This window comes from [Borrelia] turdi, from assembly GCF_008828755.2.
GTDB classification, from domain to species: domain Bacteria; phylum Spirochaetota; class Spirochaetia; order Borreliales; family Borreliaceae; genus Borreliella; species Borreliella turdi.
The window spans coordinates 287,756-303,660 of sequence record NZ_QBLM01000001.1 but is presented as its reverse complement, the minus strand read 5'-3'; the positions used below and the strand labels follow the sequence as shown (position 1 = coordinate 303,660).

Sequence of the window (15,905 nt, the reverse complement as noted above, 5' to 3'; positions counted from 1 at the left end):
ATTAATTTAGTATAGTATATGGTTAATTATAATTTAAATATTAAGCATATTTATGGATTTAATATAATCAAAGGAAAGTTGTTATGAGTATTGTAATTGATTCTTTTAAAGAGATATCAAAAATTCCAAGATGTTCAAAAAATGTTAAAGGAATTATTAATTTTATTAAGGAGAAGTCTAAAAAATTTGGTTATTCTTTTAAAGAAGACAGTGTTGGTAATATTGTGGTTCAGATAAAATCCAATAATAACATTAATATGCATCCTATTATTTTACAATCCCATGTTGATATGGTTTGTGAAAAAAATGAATCTAGTTTACATAATTTTGAAACAGATCCAATTGAAATTGTTGAAGAGAATGGGTATCTTAAAGGAGTAGGGACTACCCTTGGAGCTGACAATGGAATTGGAGTAGCTATGATGTTAAGCATTATGAGTGAAGCCAATAGTTTTCCTCATCCCGATTTAGAACTTCTTTTTACCGTTGATGAAGAAATAGGCTTAATAGGTGCTATTGGTCTTGATTCTAAGCTATGTAGTGGTAAAAGCCTTATTAATCTTGATGGAGAAGAAGAGGGTTATTTTTTAGTTGGTTGTGCGGGATCAAGACTTGTTGAGATTGTTTTTTCTCCTCAATATAGTCTTGCAACAAAAAAAACAAAAGTAGAAATTTTATTTAAAGGGCTTAAAGGTGGCCATTCTGGGGCAGATATTCATTTAGATTTAGCAAATTCTTTAAAATTAATGTTTTTTGCTCTTTTTGAAATTAAAGCAAATATTGATTTTGAGATTGAAAGTATTTTTGGTGGAGAGAGTAGCAATGCAATTCCAAATGAGGCTAGGGCTTTAATCTTTATTAATGATAGTGATTATACTTTATTAACTAAAGAGCTTAAACTTTTCGTATTTAAAGTTAAAAGTATATATTCTCTTGAAAATGAATTTGATATTATTGTTAATAAAAGAGAATTTTCATCAGTTAAAGTTCTTGATGAAAATAGCAAAAGCAAGCTTTTAAATATGGGAATGGGATTTTTACATGGAGTTCAAAAAGTAGAAAATTATGAAAATAAGCTTATCAAGACTTCTTTAAATTTTTCAAGTCTTTCCAAAATGCAAGGCGACTATATTTTTACTTTTTTAATAAGATCTTTATTTGATTCAGATAAAGAGTATGTTTTTAATCATTTGCAATCAATAGGCGATTTATCAGGAGCTGATTTGCGCGTAATTTATGACTATCCTTCTTGGCAGTCTGATAAGAATAGCAATCTTTTAAAACATCTTCAGGATGTGTATAAAGAGATGTATCTTGAAGATGCTAATGTTTCTTTAGTGCATGCAGGGCTTGAAACAGGCATAATATCTTCTAGATTAGGGGGTATAGAATCTGTTACTCTTGGGCCCTGGATTGAATCACCTCATACTACTAGAGAAAGAGTAAATATTTCTTCAACTATTAGAGTTTATGATTTTTTGAAAAAAAGTTTAGAAAGATTTCAAAAAATCTAGTTTTAAAAAATTTGATGTTTTAATATGAATTTTCTAATAAAAAATTGCATATTTTTATGATTTTTATCTTTTATTGACTTAGAAATTAAATATCTATAAAATATTATAGGTAATCATAGTTACTTGTTATTGGTGGTTGTAGCTCAGTTGGTAGAGCGTCGGGTTGTGGTTCCGAATGTCGCGGGTTCAAGCCCCGTCAATCACCCTGCAATAATTTTCTTTTTAGCTGCATTCATAGCTCAATTGGATAGAGCAGTGGACTTCGAATCCAAAGGTTGCAGGTTCGAGTCCTGCTGAGTGCGAAATATTATTTATTTGCTAGATTAAGCATACTTGCAAAAGCTTTTAAGTTTTTGTATACTAGTTTGAGTATGAAGTATGCAGGAGTGGTGGAATTGGCAGACACGCTAGACTTAGGATCTAGTGCTTTTGGCGTGTGGGTTCGACTCCCACCTTCTGTAAAAGTGCGAAAGTAACTCAGGGGTAGAGTGTCACCTTGCCAAGGTGGAAGTCGCGGGTTCAAATCCCGTCTTTCGCTTTTTAATAATTATCAATAAAGTTTAATTGAGGCATTAGCAGTGATTTTAAGTAAAGATATTAAGCTTCTTCCTGGTTCAAAAGTTGAGGTTTTAATTAGGGTTTCAAAAAATATTATTCAAGAAAAATATAACTTATTATTGCAAGATTATTCTTCTCGACTTAAGATTCAGGGCTTTAGAATTGGAAAAGTTCCTATTAATATTATTGAAAACAAATATTCTGAGGCTTTAAGAGCTTCTGTTTTAGAAGAAGTGGTTAATAATTCTCTTAAAGAATTTTTTGAAGAAGAACCCAAAAGGCCCTTGAGTTATGCTTCTCCTATTATAAAGGAAAAAAATTTAAGATTAAATCTTGATAAAGATTTTGAATTTACTTTTGTATATGAAACTTATCCTGAATTTAAAGTTCCAAGTATTGATGGTATTGATATTGAAGTAGAGGTTCCTGAAGTTTTTATTGATGATTCTGATATTGATAATGAAATTAGCCGTCTTCAAATAGAAAATTCAATTATCATTGAAGATGAGGAAGGGTTTGTCAAAAAAGATAGTATTGTTAAAGTAGATTTTGTTGAACTTGATGATCTTTCGAATGAAATAGTATCAACAAAAAGACAAGATTTTGTTTTTACAGTTGGAAAATCTGAGACTTATTATGATTTTGACAAAGATGTAATTGGCATGAGAATAAATGAGGAGAGAATAATAGAAAAATCTTATCTTAAGGATTACAAATTTGAAGAACTTGCAGGTTCTTCAAGAAAATTGAAGATTAAGATTAAGAGTATTAAAAAAAGAGATCTCCCTTTAATAGATGATGAGTTTGCAAAAGATATTAGCGACAGATATAATACACTAGATGATCTTAAAAATTTTATAAGATCTAATATTTTACAACTTATTGAAGAAAAAAAAGAAGCTTTAAAGCTAAATAAATTTTTTTCTGTTATTTCTAAAAAATTAGAGATAGATATTCCTCATTCAATGCTTGAGGCTGAAATTGAAATTGCCTTTAAGGATATTGCAAAGCATAATAAAATGAGTCTGGAAGAGTTTAAAAGTATGTTTTATTCTTCAGAATTTGTTGGTAGCAATAATTTAAAAGATGAAATTCTTAGCAATTTGAAGTCTAAGTTGATAATTCAGAAAATGGTGGATTTAGATCCAATTGAAGTTACTGAGTGTGATCTTGAGTATGAGATAGCTAGACGGGCTGATAATTCCAGTGTGAGTTATGAAGAGGTTAAAAAATTTTATGAAGATCAAAATTTGATTTCTTATTTAAAGGATGATATCAAAAGAAAAAGAGTTAAGAAAAAAATTTTGGCAAATCTTAAAGAAGTAAAAGGCAGTCAAATTTCTTTTAAAGATTTTGTTAATTATAAAATTTGTGAGTAAGAAAAATGGAGTTTATGCATAATTTAATACCTACCGTGATAGAGCATACAGGAAATTATGAGAGAGTATTTGATATATATTCAAGATTACTTAGAGAGCGTATAATATTTTTGAGTGGCGAGATTAATGATCCAAAGGCAGATACTGTTATTGCTCAACTTTTGTTTTTAGAATCAGAAGATTCAAATAAAGATATTTATCTTTATTTGAATTCTCCGGGTGGCAGCATTACTGCAGGTCTTGCGATTTATGATACTATGCAATATATAAAACCCGATGTAAGGACAATTTGTATTGGGCAAGCTGCTTCAATGGGAGCTTTTTTGCTTGCTGGTGGCGCCAAAGGCAAAAGAGAGTCTCTAACTTATTCTAGAATAATGATTCACCAGCCTTGGGGAGGAATAAGCGGTCAGGCTAGTGATATTAATATACAAGCTAATGAAATTTTAAGACTTAAAAAATTAATAATAGATATTATGTCTAATCAGATAGGGGTTGATAAAGAAAAACTGGCTCTTGATATGGAAAGAGATTATTTTATGACTTCAAGTGATGCTCTTAAATATGGTCTTATTGATAGTGTCTTAGTGAGGGAGTAGTTTTATTTTTGGTAAAAGTTTTTATGGCAAGAGTAAAAGGTCAAAAAGTAAAAGAGTGTTCTTTTTGTGGACTTAGCGTTGCTGAGCTTGGGGGTAATGTTGTTATATCTAATGGAGTAGCGATTTGCCCTGAATGTTCTAAAATATGTCACAATCTTTTTAAAGAAAAATTGTGTAAGCCTTTGGATTCTAAGTCCAATGGTTTGCCAACTCCCAAACAACTTAAAGATCATTTAGATATGCATGTTGTTGGGCAAGAAGATGCAAAAAAAGTTTTATCCGTGGCTGTTTATAACCATTATAAGAGAATATTAAAAAATAATAAATATGATGATGGTATTGAGATTGAAAAATCCAATATACTTTTGGTTGGTCCTACAGGCAGTGGTAAAACTTTGCTTGCAAAAACTTTAGCTGCAGAAATGAATGTGCCATTTGCAATAGCAGATGCTACAACTTTAACAGAAGCTGGATATGTTGGTGAAGATGTAGAAAATATTTTACTTAAATTAATACATGCTGCTCATGGAGATGTTAGTTTAGCTGAAAAAGGGATTATTTATATAGATGAAATAGATAAAATTGCTAAAAAAAATGAAAACGTTTCAATAACAAGAGATGTTTCTGGAGAAGGGGTTCAACAGGCTTTGTTAAAGATAATTGAGGGGACTATTGCCAATGTTCCTCCAAGAGGTGGAAGAAAACACCCTTATGAGGATACTATTGAAATTAATACCCAAAATATACTCTTTATATGTGGTGGCGCTTTTGTTGGGCTTGAAAATATTGTTAAGAATCGAATAAATAAAAGTTCTATTGGGTTTTCAGCAATTGAAAAAAAGAATATAAGAGAGGATACTTCATTAAAGTATTTAGAAATGGAAGACTTGATTAAATTTGGTTTGATACCAGAGTTTGTTGGTAGACTTCCTGTACATTCGTATCTTGAAAAGTTAAATAAAGAAGATTTGATGAGAATATTAGTTGATCCCCAAAATTCTATTGTTAAGCAGTATTATCATATGTTTAAAATGGACAATGTGGAGTTAGTATTTGAAAAAGATGCTTTAGAATCAATTGTAGATGAAGCTATTCTAAAAAATACTGGAGCAAGAGGTCTTAGATCTATTTTAGAGGGTCTTCTTAAAGATGTTATGTTTGAGGTTCCTTCGATTAGTAAAACCAAGAAGGTTGTTGTTACAAAAGAATCTGTTTTAAATGCAGATATTAACCCATTAATTTTGGTGGGAAATGCAATTAAAAAACCTTGGGCAAAAGAGTTATATGAAATCAATCTTAAATATGATAAAAAATAGAAAAGAAGATCTTCCGATTGTTATTTTAAAAGAAAATGTTCTTTTCCCAAATGTAACATTGTGGGTAACCTTTGATAATGAATATGTAATTAATTCCATAGCCCAATCCATGTTAGAGGAAAGATTAATTTTATTTGCTTATCCTAATGAATCTAATTGCGGCGAATCTGGTAAAGAAGGGGTTAAAAACCTATGTTCTGTGGGGACCTATTCTAAACTTATCCAGGTTATAAAGGTTAGTAAAGATGTAGTAAAGGTTTTAGTTGAGTGTCAAAGCAGAGTTCTTATAGGCAGTGTTTCAAAAAAAAATGATTATTTGAGAGCCAAAGTTACTTTTGTGTCTGATTCTGGCGGATTAAACAGAGAGCTTTTTACTTACTCTAAATTTTTAAAAGAAACTTATGAGGTTTATAGAAATTCCTTGTCTTTAAAATCTTATGATAGTGATAATGAGGCAATTAATTATTTTGAGAATCCAAGCAAGCTTGTAGATATTATAGCCTCTAATTCAAACTTAGAAAATAGTATAAAATTAGAGCTTTTGCAAGAGTTAAATGTTAAAACCAGAATAGAAAAGTTAATTGTTAATTTAAACATTGAAATTGACCTTTTGGATCTTAAAAAAGATATTAATTCTAAAGTTAGGGCCAAGTTGGATAAAGGGCAAAGGGATTATTTTCTTTCTGAGCAAGTTAAAGAGATACAAAAAAGATTAGGTAAGGATGAGAATGATTATATTGACAGATTAAATTCTAAAGATATTCCAGAAGATGTTAAATCTAAGATTGAAAAAGAAATTTCTAGATTATCTAAAATGCAGATGAATTCTCCTGATGCGAATATTATTAGAAGTTATATAGAATTAATATTAGATCTTCCATGGAATGAAAATACTGTTATGAAAAATCATTTAAGCGAAATTGAGTTTATTTTGAGAAATTCTCATTATGGTATGGATGAAGCAAAAGAAAAGATAATAAATTTTTTAGCTGTTTATCAAATTAATTCTAAGGTTAAAGCTCCCATTTTATGCCTTGTAGGGCCTCCTGGTATTGGTAAAACGTCTCTTGTAGAATCTATTGCAAGATCGTTGTCTAGAGAATTTGTTAAAATATCTCTTGGTGGTTTAAGAGATGAGGCAGAAATTAGGGGGCATAGGAGAACTTATGTTGGCTCTCTGCCAGGTGTTTTTATTAGCGCAATGAAAAGATCAGGCAAATCTAATCCTGTTATTCTTCTTGACGAAATAGATAAAATTAATAATAGTTATAAAGGAAATCCCGAATCTGCCCTTTTAGAAGTTTTAGACCCTGAGCAAAATTATAAATTTATAGATCATTATTTAGAAATCCCTTATGATCTTTCTAATGTTTTATTTATTACAACAGCCAATTCTCTTAATGGCATGTCAAAGCCACTTCTTGATAGGATGGAGATAATTAAGGTTGAAGGTTATTCTTATATTGAAAAGTTAGAGATTGCTAAGATTTTTTTGATTCCAAGCATAATTAAAGAGAGTTTTTTAGACAAAGTTTATATAAGAATAGAAGATGATGTTATTTTGAATTTAATTAGAAACTATACTATGGAATCTGGAGTAAGGGGGCTAAAGAGGGTTTTAACTAATTTGATTAGGAAGCTTGTAAGGGAGTTACTTTATGAGTATTCTAAAGATCAAATCATTAAAGGTAATTTTTATTCACCAAGTTCTTTGATACATGGAAATAATTCGCTTTTTACCCATGATCCTGATATTCCAGGTATTTATAAAATAATCAATATTAATAATTATTATAATTATGTTGATACTGAGTATAATTTGGATTTGATTAAAATTGACTCTTCTGGATTTGTTTATGGACTTGCTTGGACAAATTATGGTGGTACAGTTCTTCCTGTTGAGGCGACTAAGTTTGAAAAAAAAGGAGATATTATTCTAACAGGTAGTCTTGGGGCTATTATGAAAGAGAGCGCACAGCTTGCATATTCTATAGTTAAGACCTATTCTTCTAAGCTTAACTTTGACGTAAAAGAAAGTCCTGAAATTCATTTACATTTTCCAGAAGGAGCAACTCCAAAAGACGGACCTTCTGCGGGTATTACCATTGCAACAGCAATTGCTTCAATACTGTCTAATAAGAAAGTTCCTTTGGATCTCGCAATGACTGGCGAGGTGACTTTAAAAGGCTTTGTTCTTCCTGTGGGAGGTATTAAAGAAAAAGTTTTAGCAGCCTATAGAAACGGTATAAATAAAGTTATTTTACCTAAAGACAATAAAAAAGATTATTTTAAGCTTCCAGAAGAAGTCAAGGATAATATAGATGTTAAGTTTGTTTCTAGCTTGGAAGAAGTTTTTGATTATTTGAATATTATTTAAAAATTTACATATTTAAATTTATACTTTAGGAGTAGATCTATGAAAGATGGAGTTAGAAAGCCTTCAGGTAGCAGGGCATCTTTTAGTGCTCAGCCTTATTCTAAAAGTTTAAAAAAGAATAATGGCTTTTCTTGTTTTGCTAAAAATAATTTGGGAAAAAATTTTTTAAAGGGTAAAAAAAAGGGTAAATAAAAAAAAGCGGCTTTTAATTGGCCACTTTTTTATTTTAATAATACAAAATAAAAGATATGTTATGCTCTCTTAGAATAATATTCTACAACCATTTGCTCGTTAGCAAGTGTAGGTATCTCGTCTCTTGATGGAGCATGCTTTACTTTTATGTTTAAATCATCAGCGTTTACTTCTATCCAAGTTGGTAAATTTCTAAGAGTCGAAGTTTTTTCTATATTTGATCTTATCAATTTTTTTAGACTGTCTTTTTCTTTTATTCGAATTTGATCATTTGCTCTTAGTATTATTGAAGGGATTGTAACTCTTCTTCCATTTAATATAATAATACCGTGAGAAACTATTTGTCTTGCGTGTGCTCTTGAAATGGCAAATCCAGCTCTATATACAATATTGTCAATTCTTCTCTCAAGTATTGAGAGCAAGTTATCCCCAGTAACACCGTGATGTTTTTTTGCTTCTTTAAAAGTATTAGTTAACTGTCTTTCGCTTACACCATAAGTAAATTTTATTTTTTGCTTTTCTATTAATTGTTTCCCATATTCTGTGATTTTAGCTTTTCTGGATTTTCCATGCATTCCGGGAGGGTGTGGCTTTTTTTTAAGGATTTTGTCATATTTTGGCTGTTCAAAAATGTTAATACCAAATCTCCTTACCAGCTTACCTTTAGCTATTTTTTTTCTATTCATCAATTCCTCACATACTAAAAATAAAGTATAGCAGGGATAGGACTCGAACCTATGACCTTCGGGTTATGAGCCCGACGAGCTACCAACTGCTCTACCCTGCGTCTTACAGTTTAAAATGTTAGCACAACTTTATTATAAGTGTCAATTATTTGCTTATTATTAATTTAATTAGACTAAGAAATATATATCATCTATTTCCTTATATTCTTGTTTTATGATTTTTCTTATATTGTTTGTTTTATTTGTAAAACTTTGAAAATCATTTTCTGAATTCAAATTTATTTTGATATAAAGCAGAAGTTTTTTGCCTTGATTATGAAAATCAAGTGTTTTAAAGTTTATATGTGAGTTTTTTAATATATCTTTTACACTTCTTTTAAGGTCTATATTTTGCTTTGAGAGCAAATTGTTTGCGTTATTTATTATTACATTAAGCCCCTCTTTTATTATGATAAAGCCAATTAATATAGACATAATTTTGTCAAAACCGCTCCACATATAAGTTGCAAGTAGCAAACTTAGTGTAATCCCACCATGTGAGAATATACAGTTTTTATCAGCTGATGCTAATGCTAAGAGAAGTTGGTTATTGTATCTTTTTCCTATTTGAAATTTTGTTAAATATTCTATTATTTTCACTATAAAAAAAATGAAGGGAGTTATTGGGATCCATAAGCTTTTTTTAAGAGATTTATTTGAAAATATTTCTAGTATATTTTTTTTGTCTTCTTCGCTGTGATTGTGGTCATGGTCGTGGTCGTGGTCGTGGTCGTGTGGATGACTGTGGTCATGTTCATATATATTATCATTTTTATTTTTGTTTTGGTGTATGTGCAAATTAAATCCATACTCTCCTCCAAGAGTAATAAATTTATTTAATCCGGTTGTATTCAAAAATAGTGTAAATCCTGCCATAAGTATGATTATTCCCATGATAAAAGCTATTAAGCTTTCCATTAGCTTGTGCCCATGAGGATAATGTATAGTTTCAGGTTTGCTTGTAATTTTTAAACTAAAGTAAGTTATTGTAGATAAAACAAAGTCGGCCATGACATGAAAAGCATCAGCAATAAGTGCAAATGAGTTAAACAGTATTCCAATAGTAAGTTTGGAAGATATTGATGCCACTTCGGTAAATATAGAGATTATTCCTATTCCCATTACAAGTTTATCTTCTTCTATTTCAGATATTAATTCTTTTTTATATTGAAAATTTATATTTTCAAATCCCAAGCTTAAAAGCTCTTCTTGTATTTCAGTAATTTTACATGAAATTGCTTTAAATTTATTTTTTTTGCCGTAGTAAATTAAATTGCTAATCATTATTCTTTCTATACCTTCCGATTTAAAATCATCATCAATATAAAAATGAATTATTTCAATTTGGTTATCTTTAGCTTTTGCTTTAAGATTTGCAATTAATTTTGAATTTTTTTCAATATAAACGATGTGTATATCTTCTTTTTTTAAAGGATCTAGTTTTAAATACGCAAATTTATGAATGTTTTTTAAGTTTATTACCTTGATCATAATTGTAACATTCTCCTAGTTGTTGCATAATTTTATTAATATAGCGTTAATGCTACATTTTATCATTTATTAAATTCAAGCTCAATCTTGGCTTATTAAGACAAAAGTGAGGAATATTTTATGCGGCAAGTGAATTTTTTTGTGAAAAAATGTAAAAAAATTATTTTAAATAATAATGATTTGCATAGTTTAAATGAAAATATTAAAAATATTTTTTGTGATGTTTTAAAAGAGTTTGACAGAAAGTCATTAGAGGATATATTTAATTATTATTTTGAAGCTTATGATCGTAATAGTAGTTTATACAGCTTTGTGGAAAAATTTATTCCAATTATTAATTTTTTATTATTTGAAAATTTGGAATATAATTTTAATTCTGATGAGAAAAAACTTATTTTAAATGTTTTTGATTTATCCTCTAATACTCTTGAAAGTGATAAATTAAACAGGCTTGGGAGCGCTTTAGTTTCTCTAAAGGTATTAGATTGATTTAATTTTTTGTAAGTTGAGATTGTGTTACTCTTTTTAGCTCTTTTCTATTAAAAGGAGCTTTAAGTAAATCTTTTAATGTATAAATTTTTATTAGCGTTTTATTTTTATTAAATGAGTTAGATTCTGTTATTATTATTTTTGTATCTTGATCAAAAAATTCTGCCATTACTTGTAGGCACATAGCACATGGAATAGCCTCAGGGCTTGTATTAAGCAATAAAAAATCTATTCTTTGTACACCAATTTTTGCAATCATACTTGAAATAGCGTTTCTTTCTGCACAATAAGTTGCTCCAAAGCTTGCATTTTCTACATTTGTTCCAATAAAAAAATCGTTTGTTTTAGTTTTAATGCAGGCACCTACTTTGAATTTTGAATATGGGGAATATGAATTGTTTCTTGCTTTTTCTGCTAGACAAAATGCTTTATCGATATCTTCTTGATTCGGTTTTTTCACAATGTCCCCGCCTTTTTATTTTATTAACCCTTGTGGTTTATTTTATTGAAATATTGTAATATAGTCAATATAAAACAATCTAAAAACTTGCTTTACGAAGGGTTTAGACTTTATTATGAGAGATGTTATTAATTTTATTAAGAAGTATAATAATTTTATTATTATTGGGCATAAAGATCCTGATTTTGATTGTATAGGTTCGTCTTTAGCTTTATCTTCTTTTCTTTCAAGGATTGGTAAAAATTCTATTTTGTTAAATGAAGGTCCTTTTGTTAGAAAAGAAATAATTCCTTTTAGGGATAAATTTTTATCTGAATGGCCCAATATTGAGCTTTTAGATTATTCAGTTATTATTTTAGATTGCTCAATTTTAGATAGGATAGGTGATGAATTTATATTTTATGTAAAGGATATGCCTATTTTAGTAATTGATCATCATATGTCTGGTGAAAAATTAAAATGTGAAAGTTATATTGATCCTTTTGCGCCTTCTACTACTTTTTTAATTGAAAAATTGATCAGAGAGTTTGGATATGAGCTTACAAAAGAAGAGGCCTGGTATATTTTAGTAGGATTTTGTACTGATACTGGGTTTTTTAAATTTATTTCAAGAAGCGACCCAGAGCCTTTTGAAATGGTTGCAAGGCTAGTTTCAAAAGGAATAAGTCTTAAAGAAGTTTATAGCTATATAGAAGCAACCAAAAGCTTAAAATCAATAGAAATTCTCAAGTTAATGTTAAATAGTCTTGAATCTTATTGGAATGGAAAGGTTTTGTTTGCGTCTTTATCTTTTTCTAGTTCTAGCAAAGATGGTGGTGTTAGTGGGGTTAATGAGCTTTTTTATATGATTTTAAGCAATGTTGAGAATAATGAAATTTTAGGTATTTTAAAGGAAATGGAGGATGGCTCGATTATAGTTGGGCTAAGATCCAAAGATTCTTTTAATGTTGGAAAATTAGCAGAAGATTTTGGAGGTGGGGGGCATAAAAATGCTAGCGGGTTTAGAATTAAACAAGGTTCTTTAGAAATTGTAAAAAATCGAATGCTAGCATATATTAAGGATAATATTTGTCTATAATATTTTTTAAAGGGATGGTTCCTTTTGGATCAAAATCCTTAGTGAGTGTTAAAAATCCAGATTTAAATGCCAGAGATGTTGTTCCATAAATAATTACTATGTTTTTTATCCAATTTAATTTTTTAATATGTTGAGGCGTAAGAGATGCAATTACGCTTATTTTATCTTTATATTCTTTTAAATTTTCTAAATATTTCAAGCTTCCAGGTGTTGATAAATTAAAAATAACTTGCTCAAATTTTTTAATTAATTTTTTAATTTCTTCTAGTTTTTGAGGGTTGATTTTGTTTAAGGGATAATAGTTGTAATAATAAGCATATGTATTTTGAAATATTTTTTTGCCTTCTATAATCATTTTGTGGTAAGGAGATATTATAAGAGTTTTTTTAGTTTTAGATATTTCTTTTTCTATTCTTACTTTTGTAATGCCTCTTAATGTGTTTTGTTTGAAAAATTCTTCACCTTCTTTTGAATATATTTTCTCATCTTTATTGAAATTAGGATAAAGAACAGATTTATTTTTATTTTCTTTTAAGTATTCCAATTTTATTCTTAATATTCTTTTATTAGATTCAATAATATTGTTTTTTATTTCTGAATCTTTTTTCATTAAGTTTAATAGCATATTATAAGCATTTTTTTGTATGTTTTCATTTAAAGATATTAAAAAAATATCACTTTTGGTTCTAGCTATTCTTTCAATTGTGTTATAAATGCTCTCATTATTGTATTTTGCTGCACTCATCAATAGGTCGTCAGTAATTATTATGTTATTATATTTTAATTTCTTTCTTAGTATATCTTTAATTATTTTTGTTGAAGATGATGCAGGAATATTTTCTCCATTTGTAAGCTTTGGATATGCTAGATGACCTGTCATTATTACCGGAATGTTTTCTTGGATTAATATTTTATATGGCAAAAGTTCATTTAAGTTTATTTCTAGTAAATTAGAATTTATTATTGGAATGTTTATATGGGAGTCAAGAGCAGTATTGCCATGCCCCGGGAAATGCTTTGCAGTAGAAATTATCCCTCCTTGCTTTTGCCCTTTATAAAAGGCCAGAGAGAGAAGTGATACTATTTTGGGATTATCTGAATATGTTCTTGGTCCTATTGCAAAATTATTTTCATCACTATATATATCTACTATAGGTGCAAAATTTAAATTTATTCCAAGTTGGCTTAGCTCTTGTGCTATATAATATCCCGTATTATAAGAATCTTTTGAGGATAGAGATGCTGCAATTCCAAGATTACCAATTGTTTCTGATGTATTTAATTTTATGTGTTGTGCTAGCCCTCCTTCTTGATCTGTTGCCACAAATAAAGGAATTTTAAATTTATTATTTTGAGATGTTTTTTGAGCTTTATTAATACTTTCTGTTAAGTTTTTTAAATTTTTTGCGTTCCATCCAAAAATTTTAATTCCCCCAAGGTTTTTTTTACTTATAAAATCAAGAACAAAATTTGTTATTGATTGATTTGGATAGCTTATCATGAACATTTGTCCTAGTAGCTCATGATCTTCCATTTTGCTTACCATTTCATTTATTAGTTTTTCTCTTTCCATAGTATCCCAAAAATCAATGGAGAAGCAGTTGTTAGTTATAAAAAGGAGAATGAGATAAAAATTTCTTTTCATTTAACCATACAAATAATAAATGCTAATATTAGTATTGATGTTTATTAGCAAATCATTTTGTATTATACTTTATAATAATGCTTTTGAATAATAACATTGACAAAGCATTATTGAATTTATACACTTAATAAAAGTTTAAGCTGATGTAGCTCAGCTGGTTAGAGCACTCGGCTCATATCCGAGTTGTCGTGGGTTCAAGTCCCTCCATCAGCATTAGAGGTTGTAATGGTAGTAGGAATTATTCTTGCAAATGGCTTTGAAGATATTGAGGCTATAATCCCGATTGATATTTTAAGACGGGGCAATGTTAATCTTAAAGTTATCAGTGTAAATGATAACAATGTTGTAACAAGTTCAAAAGGCGTTTCTTTTTTAACAGACGATATAATATCAAACTGTAAGGAAAGTTGTTTTGATTTAATAATTCTCCCGGGAGGCATGCCTGGAGCTACTAATCTTTTTAATTCAAAAGAATTGGATTTGATTTTAAAAGATATGAATGTTAAAGGTAAATTTATTGCAGCTATTTGTGCTTCCCCAGTGGTAGTACTTGCTGCTAAAGGTCTTTTAGGATTTAATAAGTTTACATGTTATCCGGGTTTAGAAAAAAATGTGATTGATGGTGAATTTGTAAATAAAAATGTTGTTAGAAGTAATAATTTTATTACTTCTAAAGGAGTTGGAACTTCCTTTGAATTTGCTTTTACTATTCTTGAAATTGTAAAGGGAAGGCAAGTAATGGAAAATGTTAAAAAAGCAACTTTACTTTGTGAGATTTAGTTATAAAACTATTTAAAATGGTTGTAATAAATAAATCAAATTTAGATTTTAAAATTGAAAATTATAAATTTTTTGGAATTAAATTATAAATTTCTTCAAGGATAGTTGATTCTTCGTTTGCCGGTATTACTAGTATTTTTACTTTGCTCTTAATGGTTGATATTTCGGATTCTAAATTTTTGTTTTGAGCCATTTTATTTTTTTCAAGGTCCATCTCTATTCCAATTTTTTCAAACCCTTTTAGTGAAAGATTCCTTATTTCATAATCAACAACACCAATTCCGCCCGTAAAAATTATTGCATCAACATTAAAATCAAGAATGGCAATGTAAGATCCAATATATTTTTTTATTCTATATGTCATTATATTTACTGCAAGTTTTGATTGATATTCTCCTTTTTCAATTTTGTTCCAAATATCTCTCATGTCATTTGATTTTTCAGAAATTCCTAGTATACCGCTTTCTTTATTTAATATTTCTTCAATTTGTTTAGTGGTTTTATTTAATATGGTGCTCATTAAATTAATAATTGATGGGTCTATATCACCACTTCTTGTCCCCATTACAAGGCCTTCAAGTGGAGTAATTCCCATGCTTGTGTCGTATGATTTTCCATCTTTAACAGCATTAATGCTTGCTCCATTTCCAAGATGTAATATTATTAAATTTAGATTATCTATTTTTTTATTTAAAATTTCAGAGGATCTTTTTGTTATATACGAATAAGAAAGGCCATGAAAGCCATATTTTCTAATATTGTGTTTTTTATACCAAGAATATGGAGTTGCGTAAAGAAAAGCATGTTCTTTTATAGTTTGATGCCATGAGGTATCGAAGCATAAAACTTGTTTTGTATTTGGTAAAATTTTAAGCACTGTTTCTATTGTGGTGATTGCGCTTGGGTTGTGAAGCGGAGCAAGTTCAGAAATTTTTTTTAATTTATCTAAAATACTCTTTTTAAGAATTACTGAATTTTTAAAGTTTGATCCCCCATGTACAACTCGATGACCTATTATTTTAATCTCACTGATAGTTTTAAGGATTTTTGAATTGCTATTTAGCAATATTTGAAACATTTTTTCTATTGCTTTTTGGTGATTTTCAATTCCTTTCTCAAATTTTTCTGTTATTGATCCGTCAGTATTTATAATTTTTACGATTGATTTTTGTGATTTTATTTTTTCAACAATTCCAGATATTAATTTTTTTGAATTTTCATATTGATAAATAGTAAATTTTAATGAAGAACTCCCTGTGTTTATGATTAATATTTTCATTTTTTTCCTTTTATGCTTGACAA

14 protein-coding genes and 6 tRNA genes are annotated in these 15,905 nt (G+C 28.8%); 14 read left to right on the top strand and 6 right to left on the bottom strand.

Annotation, left to right across the window (positions count from 1 at the left end; translation table 11 throughout):
- The first annotated feature begins 83 nt into the window (after window positions 1-83).
- The 10 genes from pepD to DB318_RS01345 all read left to right on the top strand — a co-directional run bounded on the left by pepD (window position 84) and on the right by DB318_RS01345 (window position 7,935).
- Window positions 84-1,514, top strand: a complete 1,431-nt coding sequence (gene pepD / locus DB318_RS01390) for a beta-Ala-His dipeptidase (RefSeq protein ID WP_151060241.1) — start codon at window positions 84-86, stop codon at window positions 1,512-1,514.
- A 132-nt stretch (window positions 1,515-1,646) separates the two neighbouring features.
- Window positions 1,647-1,719 (top strand) — tRNA-His (locus DB318_RS01385).
- A 23-nt stretch (window positions 1,720-1,742) separates the two neighbouring features.
- Window positions 1,743-1,816 (top strand) — tRNA-Arg (locus DB318_RS01380).
- A 78-nt stretch (window positions 1,817-1,894) separates the two neighbouring features.
- Window positions 1,895-1,975: transfer RNA gene (locus DB318_RS01375), tRNA-Leu, on the top strand.
- A 5-nt stretch (window positions 1,976-1,980) separates the two neighbouring features.
- Window positions 1,981-2,052 (top strand) — tRNA-Gly (locus DB318_RS01370).
- Between the two features lie 40 nt (window positions 2,053-2,092).
- Window positions 2,093-3,451, top strand: coding sequence for a trigger factor (tig, locus tag DB318_RS01365; protein ID WP_151074143.1), 1,359 nt, complete (start codon window positions 2,093-2,095; stop codon window positions 3,449-3,451).
- A gap of 14 nt (window positions 3,452-3,465) precedes the next feature.
- The gene (gene clpP, locus DB318_RS01360; protein WP_151060243.1) at window positions 3,466-4,050 is read left to right on the top strand and encodes an ATP-dependent Clp endopeptidase proteolytic subunit ClpP; all 585 of its coding nucleotides are present in this window, start codon (window positions 3,466-3,468) and stop codon (window positions 4,048-4,050) included.
- A gap of 23 nt (window positions 4,051-4,073) precedes the next feature.
- Window positions 4,074-5,366 carry an ATP-dependent protease ATP-binding subunit ClpX gene (clpX, locus tag DB318_RS01355; protein ID WP_151060496.1) on the top strand — a complete coding sequence of 431 codons (1,293 nt, stop codon included), beginning with the start codon at window positions 4,074-4,076 and terminating at the stop codon, window positions 5,364-5,366.
- Complete coding sequence (gene lon, locus DB318_RS01350; RefSeq protein ID WP_151060497.1) at window positions 5,353-7,743, top strand: endopeptidase La; 2,391 nt, start codon at window positions 5,353-5,355, stop codon at window positions 7,741-7,743. The genes clpX and lon overlap by 14 nt, the downstream gene beginning before the upstream one ends.
- Before the next feature lie 39 nt (window positions 7,744-7,782).
- Window positions 7,783-7,935, top strand: coding sequence for a hypothetical protein (locus tag DB318_RS01345; RefSeq protein WP_151060244.1), 153 nt, complete (start codon window positions 7,783-7,785; stop codon window positions 7,933-7,935).
- A 59-nt stretch (window positions 7,936-7,994) separates the two neighbouring features.
- Here DB318_RS01345 and rpsD read toward each other — a convergent pair whose 3' ends face one another.
- The 3 genes from rpsD to DB318_RS01330 all read right to left on the bottom strand — a co-directional run bounded on the left by rpsD (window position 7,995) and on the right by DB318_RS01330 (window position 10,151).
- Window positions 7,995-8,621, bottom strand: a complete 627-nt coding sequence (rpsD, locus tag DB318_RS01340) for a 30S ribosomal protein S4 (RefSeq protein WP_151060245.1) — start codon at window positions 8,619-8,621, stop codon at window positions 7,995-7,997.
- A 28-nt stretch (window positions 8,622-8,649) separates the two neighbouring features.
- A tRNA-Met gene (locus DB318_RS01335) sits at window positions 8,650-8,722 on the bottom strand.
- A 67-nt stretch (window positions 8,723-8,789) separates the two neighbouring features.
- A complete protein-coding gene (locus DB318_RS01330; RefSeq protein WP_151074142.1) occupies window positions 8,790-10,151 on the bottom strand; it encodes a cation diffusion facilitator family transporter in 1,362 nt (453 codons plus the stop codon).
- A gap of 120 nt (window positions 10,152-10,271) precedes the next feature.
- On the opposite strand from DB318_RS01330, the gene DB318_RS01325 reads away from it, so the two are divergent.
- Complete coding sequence (locus tag DB318_RS01325; RefSeq protein WP_151073621.1) at window positions 10,272-10,640, top strand: hypothetical protein; 369 nt, start codon at window positions 10,272-10,274, stop codon at window positions 10,638-10,640.
- 1 nt (window position 10,641) lies between these two features.
- Here the strand turns inward: DB318_RS01325 and cdd are convergent, their stop codons facing one another.
- Window positions 10,642-11,100: a cytidine deaminase gene (gene cdd / locus DB318_RS01320; RefSeq protein WP_151060248.1), complete on the bottom strand. Its 459-nt coding sequence runs from the start codon at window positions 11,098-11,100 to the stop codon at window positions 10,642-10,644.
- 115 nt (window positions 11,101-11,215) lie between these two features.
- On the opposite strand from cdd, the gene DB318_RS01315 reads away from it, so the two are divergent.
- Window positions 11,216-12,178 (top strand): DHH family phosphoesterase, encoded by a 963-nt coding sequence (locus DB318_RS01315; protein WP_151074141.1) that lies wholly within the window; start codon window positions 11,216-11,218, stop codon window positions 12,176-12,178.
- Here DB318_RS01315 and DB318_RS01310 read toward each other — a convergent pair.
- Window positions 12,156-13,751 carry a glycoside hydrolase family 3 N-terminal domain-containing protein gene (locus DB318_RS01310; RefSeq protein WP_151060250.1) on the bottom strand — a complete coding sequence of 532 codons (1,596 nt, stop codon included), beginning with the start codon at window positions 13,749-13,751 and terminating at the stop codon, window positions 12,156-12,158. The two genes, DB318_RS01315 and DB318_RS01310, sit on opposite strands and share 23 nt — an antisense overlap.
- Window positions 13,752-13,962: 211 nt before the next feature.
- On the opposite strand from DB318_RS01310, the gene DB318_RS01305 reads away from it, so the two are divergent.
- Together DB318_RS01305 and DB318_RS01300 are read left to right on the top strand one after the other, a co-directional pair.
- Window positions 13,963-14,036 (top strand) — tRNA-Met (locus tag DB318_RS01305).
- 12 nt (window positions 14,037-14,048) lie between these two features.
- On the top strand, window positions 14,049-14,603 hold the full coding sequence (locus DB318_RS01300; RefSeq protein WP_151074140.1) for a DJ-1 family glyoxalase III: 555 nt from the start codon (window positions 14,049-14,051) through the stop codon (window positions 14,601-14,603).
- Window positions 14,604-14,664: 61 nt separating this feature from the next.
- Here the strand turns inward: DB318_RS01300 and DB318_RS01295 are convergent, their stop codons facing one another.
- Complete coding sequence (locus DB318_RS01295) at window positions 14,665-15,882, bottom strand: acetate kinase (protein ID WP_151060252.1); 1,218 nt, start codon at window positions 15,880-15,882, stop codon at window positions 14,665-14,667.
- Between the last annotated feature and the right edge of the window lie 23 nt (window positions 15,883-15,905).